The sequence below is a fragment of the Simplicispira psychrophila DSM 11588 genome (assembly GCF_000688255.1).
Lineage (GTDB): Bacteria > Pseudomonadota > Gammaproteobacteria > Burkholderiales > Burkholderiaceae_C > Simplicispira > Simplicispira psychrophila.
The window spans coordinates 37,217-44,118 of sequence record NZ_JHYS01000020.1; the positions used below are offsets into that span (position 1 = coordinate 37,217).

The window sequence follows — 6,902 nt, forward strand, 5'->3', positions numbered from 1 at the left end:
CAATGCGCTACTATATATATAGCTAATACCGCTTTTATATAAAGGGCTAGAGGCTTATTTAATACAAAGCTAATGCCTGCAGGCAGCGCTGGCGTTGCGCGGCGCCATGGTCGGGGGCGATGTCTGCATTGGGCAGGCGCAGGCCGTAGTCCAGTCCGAGGCGCTCGGCCTCCAGCACCCAGGCCGTCAGGCGTGACAGGCGTGCTTCGGGGTCTTGCAGGCCGGTGCGCTCGGGCGACAGCCACAGCTGGCTGCGCTGCAGGTGTTCGGCATCGCGGCTGACCAGGTGGTCGCTGCCCCGGGCAAAGGCCTGTGCGGCTTTTTTCCAGACCACCAGTTTGAGCGGGTCGCCCCGGCGGTAGGCGCGCACACCGTCAAAGTCGCCACTGCCCTGGCTGGCACTGCTGGCGGTGCTGCCGGCGCTGGGTTCGCCCAGCGGCAGCGGCGGGGGGGGGGGTTCGGGGGTTGGGTAGATCAGCAGCTGCACTGCGGGCCGCCACAGCGCCCAGACGCGAAAGGTGCCCAGCGGAAAACGCGTTTCTGCCGTCAGCAGCGGCGCAGTGTTGAGGCCGCGGCGCGGCGCCGTAAACGCCACCTCAACGCTGGCGCTGCCCTGGGCCGGCACGTCGCTAAAGGCCCACTGGCCGCTGCCATGGACCGCCATTCCAATACCAAAGCGCGCATTGCGCCGGGTGCTGGTCAGTTGTACTTCCAGTAAGCTGCTGTGGCCCAGAAACTGCGGCTCGGGTGGTTTCAGGTGCAGGCCCATGCCGCGCAGCGTGGCGTGGCTGATGTGCATGGCGACCACCGCGCTGCCGGCGAGCAGAAAGGTCAGCAAATAGCCCAGGTTGAGCTGAAAGTTGATCGACGTCACCAGCAGCACCAGCAGGGTCAGCGCCAGCATCCAGCCGGCGCCGGTGGGCACGATGTAGACGTTGCGCTGCGTCAGTTGCAGACTGTCCTGGCGCGGCAGGCGGGACTGCCACCAGCGGGTGAGGCGGCTGCGCAGGTTCAAGTCCATCAAGGCAAAGGCACCGCGTCCACCATGGCCTGCACCTGTGCCACGGCGCCGCGCCCGGCGCTGCCTACGGGCACCAAACGGTGGGCAATGGTTTGCGCCAGGATGGCCTGCACATCGTCTGGGGCGACGTAATCGCGTCCGCTGATCAGCGCCTGCGCCTTGGCGGCGCGCACCAGCGCAATGCCGGCGCGCGGCGACAAGCCCTGCACAAACCACTGGCCCGAGCGCGTGGCGGCAATCAGGTCTTGCACATAGTTGAGCAGCGGATCGGCCGCGTGCACCGCCAGCACCTGTTGCTGTAGCGCGGCCAGTTCACCTTCTGCCAGCAGCGCGGGCAAGGTGGCGGCCATATGGCGCCGGTCGCTGCCGGCCAGCAACATGCGCTCGGCAGCGCGGTCCGGGTAGCCGAGCGAGATGCGCATCAGAAAGCGGTCCAGCTGCGATTCCGGCAGGGCGTAGGTGCCCAGTTGGTCGTGCGGATTTTGCGTGGCGATGACAAAAAACGGCTGCGGCAGGGCGCGGGTTGCGCCTTCCACCGTGACCTGTTTTTCTTCCATGGCTTCAAGCAGGGCGCTTTGCGTTTTCGGGCTGGCGCGGTTGATTTCGTCGGCCAGCAACACCTGGGCAAATACCGGGCCAGGGTGGAAGACAAAAGCTTCTTTGCCACGCTCGTAGACCGACAGACCAATGAGGTCGCTGGGCATCAAATCAGCGGTGAATTGCACACGCGCAAATTGCAGTCCGAAGGAATGTGATAAAGCGTGTGCCAGTGTGGTTTTGCCGACGCCGGGTACGTCCTCAATGAGCAGATGGCCGCCGGCCAAAAGACAGGCCACACAGTCTTGCACACGGGCGTTTTTACCCACAATCACCGTGTTAAGCTGTTCCAAAAGAGAGTTTATTTTGTGCTGTGCTTGCATGGTGTGACGTTATACGAAAACTACAGATGGGGACATAAGTGTGAGCAAAACTGGCTATTTCACCCACCGCGACTGCTGGAAACACGAGATGGGCCCGGGTCACCCCGAGTGCCCGGAGCGGCTTGATGCTATCGAAGACCGGCTGCTGGTCAGCGGCGTTTTCGATGCCCTGGAGCGCTACGACGCGCCGCAGGCCGCTGCCGCCGATCTGGAACTGGCGCACGACCGAATGCATGTGGCCGTCATGCGCGGTTACTCCGAATTGCTGGCCGAAGAAGTGCTGGCCGGTGGTCCCGAGTTTTCCCAGATCGATCCTGATACCTCCATCAATGTGCACACTTGGAACGCTGCGCTGCGCTCGGCCGGTGCTGGCATGGCTGCCACCGACGCCGTGATGGCCGGCGAGATTGAAAACGCCTTTTGCGCCGTGCGTCCCCCGGGCCACCACGCCACCCGTAACAAGGCGCAGGGTTTCTGCTTTTTCAACAACGTCGCCATCGCTGCCAAGTACGCCCTGGAGCGCTACCACCTGCAGCGCGTCGCGGTGGTGGACTTTGACGTGCACCATGGCGATGGCACCGAAAACATTCTGGCGGGCGACATGCGCGCCCTGATGGTCGGCATCTTCCAGCACCCGTTTTATCCGTTCTGCGGTGACCAGAATCCGGCGGCCAATATGGTCAACGTGCCCATTCCGGCGTATACGCGCGGCATGGAGATCCGCGAAATGATCGAGATGGCGTGGATCCCGCGCTTGGAAGAGTTCCAGCCCGAGATGATTTTCATCAGCGCCGGTTTTGACGGGCACCGCGAAGACGACATGGGCCAGCTCGGCCTGACCGAGCAGGACTTTGCCTGGATCACGCAGCGCATCAAAGACATTGCCAAGCGCTATTCCAAAGGCCGAATCGTCTCCCTGCTCGAAGGCGGTTACGTCATGAACCCGTTGGCACGCAGCGTGGAAGCGCACATCCGCGTGCTGGCCGATTTGTAAAGGACTCTTCCATGACTGCACCTGTGGTTCCTGCCGCTCCCGCCGTCGCTGGCGACATGCCTTTGTGTGTGCGCCGCGATGCGCGCGGCGTCGTCACCCTGACGCTGAATGACAGCGCGCGCTTCAATGCGCTGGGCAGCGAGATGCTGGCGGCGCTGCAGCAGGCGCTCGACACCGTGGCGCAGGACGACAGCGTGCGCGTGGTGGTGCTGGCCGCCACGGGCAAGGCGTTTTGCGCCGGGCACAACCTGAAAGACATGGCGGCGCACCCCGAGCTGGCCTGGTACCAGCAACTGTTTGCCCAGTGCAGCCGCATGATGCTGAGCCTCCACAAGCTGCCGGTGCCGGTGATTGCACGCGTCCAGGGCATGGCCACGGCCGCCGGTTGCCAGCTGGTAGCACAGTGCGACCTGGCGGTGGCCGCCGACAGCGCCACTTTTGCCACCAGTGGTATCCACTACGGCCTGTTTTGCGCCACACCCAGCGTGCCTTTGTTGCGCAACGTGCCGGTCAAGCGCGCCATGGAAATGCTGCTGACAGGCGACTTCATCGACGCACCGACGGCGCTGGCGCAGGGTCTATTGAACCGCGTGGTGCCAGCGGCAGCGCTCGATACCGAGGTCGAAAAATTGGTGCAATCGATTTTGCAAAAGCCGCGCGTGGCCCTTGCCATGGGCAAGGCGCTGGTTTACCAACAGCGCGAACTGGGGGTGGAGGCGGCCTACCAACTGGCCGGCCAGACCATGGCCACCAACATGATGGATGCGGCTGCACAAGAGGGCGCGCAGGCATTCGCGGAAAAACGCCTCCCCACCTGGAAGCAGTGATGCCCCGGCGCAGCTGCTGTTCGTCCTGATGCTGCAAGACTTGAAGAGCTCACTGCACGCCCTGTTGCAGGCCGGTGTGCTGATCGAAATAGCCGTGCTGCTGGGTTGCGTCGGGCTGGCCTGGGGGCTGTCCACGTTGCTGCGCCGTGCCATGCGGCGCGTTTCCCCGGACTCGATTCTTTTTGGTCACAAGGTGTTTGATGGCGCGTTGTTTCCGCTGTTGCTGCTGGGGTTGACCTTGGTGGCGCGTGCTGTCTTGCAGCCGCTGATGGCGTTGGCGCTGTTCAAGCTGATCCTGCCGGTGCTGCTGTCACTTTCCCTCATCCGCGTTGGTGCCAAGGTGCTGCAGGCCGCCTTTCCTGTGGCCCATGCGGTGCGGGTGATCGAGCACTCGCTGTCGTGGCTGGTCTGGTGTGCTGCGGTGCTGTGGATCACTGGTGTGCTGCCGCTGGTGCTGCAAGAGCTGGATGACATTTCCTGGAAAATCGGCAGCAGCCGTATGTCGCTGCGTACCCTGCTGGATGGGATCATCCTAGCCGGCGTGGTGCTGCTGGTCGCCCTGTGGATCTCTTCCGTGCTGGAGTCGTGGTTGTTGCGCTCGGCCACCGGCGGCGCCTTGTCGCTGCGCAAGGCACTGAGCAATGCCGTGCGCGCCTTGCTGATCTTCATTGGCCTGATCGTGGCGCTGTCGGCGGTGGGCATTGACCTGACCACGCTGTCGGTGCTGGGCGGCGCCGTCGGTGTCGGTATTGGTTTGGGTCTGCAAAAACTGGCGGCCAACTACGTCAGCGGCTTTGTCATCCTGGCCGAGCGCAGCATCCGTATTGGCGACAACGTGCGCGTGGACAGTTTTGAGGGCCGCATCACCGCCATCAATGGACGCTACACACTGATCCAATCGACCAGTGGGCGCGAATCCATCGTGCCCAACGAGATGCTGATCACCAGCCGGGTAGAGAATTTATCGTTGGCGGACACGCGCGTCTGGCTGTCCACGGTGGTGAGCGTGGGCTATGACAGCGATGTCGATCTGGTGATGCGCTTGCTGAAAGACGCAGCGCTGGCCGCCCCGCGCGTACTGCACGAGCCGGCGGCCCATGCGGCGCTGTCGGCCTTTGGTGCCGACGGGCTGGAGTTCACGCTTGGTTTCTGGATCGCCGATCCGGAAAACGGCGCGCTCGGCCTGCGCTCGCAGATCAACGTGGCCATCCTGCAGGCGCTGCGTGCGCATGGCATCGATATTCCGTACCCGCAACGTGTCGTGCACCTCCCGGCCGCCACCGTCGCCGCCTTGGCCGTCATGCCCCATCCCCCACCCAGTACAACTACCGCCACCGATACGGGTCTATAATTTATAAAAAGCACGATCGTTCTTTTTTGTGCCTTGGTTTTACATAAGTGCCAGATGGCAGTGATGGGTTGCCGCCCGGCATAGAATGTTTCAGTTTACGTAAACGTCAATTCAATTAACTCTAGGAGCCGCAGCAATGAAGGTTTTGGTCCCGGTCAAACGCGTGGTCGACTACAACGTGAAAGTTCGAGTGAAGTCGGACGGCACGGGTATGGACATCGCCAACGTCAAGATGAGCATGAACCCCTTTGACGAAATCGCTGTCGAAGAGGCCGTGCGCTTGAAAGAAAAAGGCGTGGTCACCGAAGTGATTGCCGTCTCCTGCGGCGATGCCAAGTGCCAGGAAACGCTGCGCACTGCCATGGCCATTGGCGCCGACCGCGCCATCCTGGTGCAGACCGATGCCGAACTCCAGCCGCTGGCCGTGGCCAAGCTCTTGAAAGCGCTGGTCGATAAAGAGCAGCCCGGCTTGATCATCCTGGGCAAGCAAGCCATTGACGACGACGCCAACCAGACCGGCCAGATGCTGGCGGCGCTGGCGGATCTGCCCCAGGGCACCTTTGCCAGCAAGGTGGAAGTGTTGGGCGAGAGCGTGCAAGTGACGCGCGAAGTCGATGGCGGCCTGGAAACGCTCTCGCTGAGCCTGCCGGCGGTGATCACCACCGACCTGCGCCTGAACGAGCCGCGCTACGTGACGCTGCCCAACATCATGAAGGCGAAAAAGAAACCGCTCGACACCTTCACCCCGCAAGACTTGGGTGTGGACGTGAGCGCGCGCCTCAAAACCCTCAAAGTATCCGAGCCGCCCCAGCGCGGCGCTGGCATCAAGGTGCCCGACGTGGCCACGCTGGTCGAGAAACTCAAGAACGTGGCCAAGGTCCTGTAAAGCGCCAGCGCACGCACCCCCTGTCCATGACTGAACAAGCTATTTGGAAACCCACACCATGACCGCACTGGTTATTGCCGAACACGACAACAGCGCCATCAAGGGCGCCACGCTCAACACCGTCACCGCCGCCCTGGCCTGCGCTGGCGAAGTGCACGTGCTGGTGGCCGGCCACAACGCCGCCGCTGCTGCGCAGGCCGCAGCGCAAATCGCTGGCGTGGCCAAAGTGATCCATGCCGACAGCGCTGAGCTGGCCGACGCCCTAGCGGAAAACGTCGCTGCGCAAGTGCTGGCGCTGGCCGCCAACTACAGCCACCTGCTGTTTGCCGCCACGGCAGCCGGCAAGAACGTCGCCCCGCGCGTCGCGGCCAAGCTGGACGTGGCGCAGGTGAGCGAAATCACCAAAGTGATCAGCGCTGACACCTTCGAGCGCCCGATCTACGCTGGCAACGCCATTGCCACGGTGCAAAGCCTGGACGCTACCAAAGTCCTCACCGTGCGCAGCACCGGCTTTGACGCCGCAGTGGCGACGGGTGGCAGCGCCGCGGTCGAAACCGTAGCTGCGGCGGCGGGCGCTGGCCAAAGCCGCTTCCTTGGCCGCGAAGTGACGAAAAACGACCGCCCCGAGCTGACGGCGGCCAAGATCGTGGTCTCGGGCGGGCGCGCGCTGGGCAGCAAAGAGCAGTTTGACGCGGTGATGGAGCCGCTGGCCGACAAGCTGGGCGCCGCGCTGGGCGCCAGCCGCGCGGCGGTGGACGCGGGCTACGCACCCAACGACCTGCAAGTGGGCCAGACGGGCAAGATTGTGGCGCCGCAGCTGTATGTGGCCGTCGGCATTTCGGGTGCGATCCAGCACCTGGCGGGCATGAAGGATTCGAAGGTGATCGTAGCGATCAACAAAGA

At 63.3% G+C, this 6,902-nt stretch carries 7 protein-coding genes; 5 read left to right on the forward strand and 2 right to left on the reverse strand.

The annotated features are described in order from the left end of the window. Positions 1–58 precede the first annotated feature (58 nt). Both Q390_RS0115575 and Q390_RS0115580 read right to left on the reverse strand, forming a co-directional pair. Entirely contained in the window at positions 59–1,021 is a 963-nt protein-coding gene (locus tag Q390_RS0115575) for a DUF58 domain-containing protein (protein ID WP_027996896.1), read from the reverse strand. Beyond that, complete coding sequence (locus Q390_RS0115580) at positions 1,021–1,941, reverse strand: AAA family ATPase (protein WP_027996897.1); 921 nt, start codon at positions 1,939–1,941, stop codon at positions 1,021–1,023. Before Q390_RS0115580 ends, Q390_RS0115575 begins: the two co-directional genes overlap by 1 nt. Positions 1,942–1,981: 40 nt before the next feature. Between Q390_RS0115580 and Q390_RS0115585 the strand changes: the two genes are divergently transcribed. The 5 genes from Q390_RS0115585 to Q390_RS0115605 all read left to right on the forward strand — a co-directional run. Then, complete coding sequence (locus Q390_RS0115585; RefSeq protein ID WP_027996898.1) at positions 1,982–2,935, forward strand: histone deacetylase family protein; 954 nt, start codon at positions 1,982–1,984, stop codon at positions 2,933–2,935. Between the two features lie 11 nt (positions 2,936–2,946). Then, entirely contained in the window at positions 2,947–3,762 is an 816-nt protein-coding gene (locus Q390_RS0115590) for an enoyl-CoA hydratase (RefSeq protein ID WP_051603291.1), read from the forward strand. A 28-nt stretch (positions 3,763–3,790) separates the two neighbouring features. After that, a complete protein-coding gene (locus Q390_RS18740; protein WP_051603292.1) occupies positions 3,791–5,113 on the forward strand; it encodes a mechanosensitive ion channel family protein in 1,323 nt (440 codons plus the stop codon). Between the two features lie 136 nt (positions 5,114–5,249). Further along, complete coding sequence (locus Q390_RS0115600; RefSeq protein WP_027996900.1) at positions 5,250–5,999, forward strand: electron transfer flavoprotein subunit beta/FixA family protein; 750 nt, start codon at positions 5,250–5,252, stop codon at positions 5,997–5,999. Between the two features lie 58 nt (positions 6,000–6,057). Then, on the forward strand, positions 6,058–6,902 hold an 845-nt coding region (locus Q390_RS0115605), incomplete at its 3' end, for an electron transfer flavoprotein subunit alpha/FixB family protein (protein WP_027996145.1).

Bases quoted from the DNA above. Each gene is read 5' to 3' on its own strand.
- Q390_RS0115575 (WP_027996896.1), bottom strand. From the start codon at position 1,021: ATGGACTTGAACCTGCGCAGCCGCCTCACCCGCTGGTGGCAGTCCCGC.
- Q390_RS0115580 (WP_027996897.1), bottom strand. From the start codon at position 1,941: ATGCAAGCACAGCACAAAATAAACTCTCTTTTGGAACAGCTTAACACG.
- Q390_RS18740 (WP_051603292.1), top strand. From the start codon at position 3,791: ATGCTGCAAGACTTGAAGAGCTCACTGCACGCCCTGTTGCAGGCCGGT.
- Q390_RS0115590 (WP_051603291.1), top strand. From the start codon at position 2,947: ATGACTGCACCTGTGGTTCCTGCCGCTCCCGCCGTCGCTGGCGACATG.
- Q390_RS0115600 (WP_027996900.1), top strand. From the start codon at position 5,250: ATGAAGGTTTTGGTCCCGGTCAAACGCGTGGTCGACTACAACGTGAAA.